Consider the following 1,673-nt stretch of genomic DNA (forward strand, 5'->3'; position numbering starts at 1 on the left):
GTGGTGTTTTTTAAAGGAAGTACGATCACCAATCTTTCCACAAATAATTGCCTAGATTTCTTCAGAAGAATTTCGCCAGCACTACAACCCGAAGGTCTTCTTATTGTTGGCGTAGATACCAATCAAAATGAGTTTTCATTAAGAAAAGCTTACGACGATGGAAGAATGGCAAGACTGACGCTCAGTATTTTACATTTTATCAATCGTGATTTGCCGATTTCGGGCTTTGATGCCAGCGCATTTAATTATGAATTCAATTGGGTACCCTCAACTCATTGTGTGGAACATAATGTCAGAGCAACTCAAGAACAAAATTTCCTTCTGGATGGTATTCCCGTACAGATTGAGAAGGGGACAAAGTTTCATCTCTTAAGTTCTTATAAGTACCCGGTAGACTATTTTCAAGATCTCGCCAAAAAAGCGGGATTACAACCATTAGATTGTTTTGTCGATCAAAACGGACGCATGGCTATCCATATTTTACAAGCCAGACCGTTAAAGCAATAAGAGGATTACGGTCTCAACTGTATTTTTCGGCCGTCTTAGATCTTTTGCAGGGTGCGTCCAATGTCTTGATTTCCATGAATTGAGGAAAATCGAGGGAAATTGCACCCATCCTCTATTGAGATTAGATTTGGTTTCCAACCATTTTTTGAACGGCTTCCACAACTTGATCGGGTTGTACAATGGTTAATCGTTCTAGCATTCCATTGTAGGGAGTCGGAATATCTTGAGAAGACAACCGCAACACCGGAGCATCTAATTCATCAAATAGACGTTCATTAATAGAAGCCGCTAACTCTCCGCCAATTCCGCCTGTTTTCATACATTCTTCGACAATAATCACCCGATGGGTCTTGCGAATTGATTCCCCAATCGTCTCATAATCAAGGGGTTTAAGGGAAATTAAATCAATGACTTCCGGGTCATAACCTTCTTTCACTAGCTGCGGAACCGCTTGCATGACATGATGACGCATCCGCGAATAGGTCAAAATAGTGACATCCTTCCCGGTATGAACGATTTCTGCTTTGTCAATTGGGACAAGATATTCTTCTTCGGGTAATTCTTCTTTGAGGTTGTAGAGGAGAACGTGTTCAAAGAATAAAACGGGATTATGATCACGAATGGCTGACTTGAGTAACCCTTTGGCGTTGTAGGGGGTCGAACAGGCGACAATTTTTAGACCCGGAACCCCCTGAAAATAGGCTTCTAAGCGTTGGGAATGTTCAGCACCTAACTGACGTCCGACCCCACCTGGCCCCCGAATGACGAGCGGCATGGTAAAGTTTCCGCCCGAAGTATACCGCAGCATTCCAGCATTGTTAGCAATTTGGTTAAAAGCCAGTAGCAAAAACCCCATATTCATGCCTTCAATGATCGGCCGTAGTCCCGTCATAGCCGCACCTACAGCCATTCCTGTAAAACTATTTTCTGCGATGGGGGTATCTAGAACCCGCAGTTCACCATATTTTTCGTAAAGGTCTTTAGTGACTTTATAAGAACCGCCATACTGACCGACATCTTCTCCTAAAACCAAAACGGAGGAGTCGCGAGCCATTTCCTCATCAATCGCCTGACGAAGTGCGTTAAATAAAAGGGTTGGTGCCATCTGAGTTAATTTTGTATAAGTTAACCGGATATCAATTGAGAAACGTTTTTTCTAAACGAGA

2 protein-coding genes are annotated in these 1,673 nt (G+C 42.6%); one reads left to right on the plus strand and one right to left on the minus strand.

Annotated features, from left to right (window positions below):
- Positions 1–507, plus strand: a 507-nt coding sequence (locus M595_RS27430; RefSeq protein WP_023069838.1) for an L-histidine N(alpha)-methyltransferase, incomplete at its 5' end; no start/stop codon positions are given.
- Between the two features lie 121 nt (positions 508–628).
- Here the strand turns inward: M595_RS27430 and M595_RS27435 are convergent.
- Positions 629–1,612, minus strand: coding sequence for an alpha-ketoacid dehydrogenase subunit beta (locus M595_RS27435; RefSeq protein WP_023068209.1), 984 nt, complete (start codon positions 1,610–1,612; stop codon positions 629–631).
- Between the last annotated feature and the right edge of the window lie 61 nt (positions 1,613–1,673).

Source organism: Lyngbya aestuarii BL J (genome assembly GCF_000478195.2).
Classification (GTDB): domain Bacteria; phylum Cyanobacteriota; class Cyanobacteriia; order Cyanobacteriales; family Microcoleaceae; genus Capilliphycus; species Capilliphycus aestuarii.

What these genes read in the sequence shown, in the direction of transcription:
- M595_RS27435 (WP_023068209.1), bottom strand. Translation starts at nt 1,612, where the DNA reads ATGGCACCAACCCTTTTATTTAACGCACTTCGTCAGGCGATTGATGAG.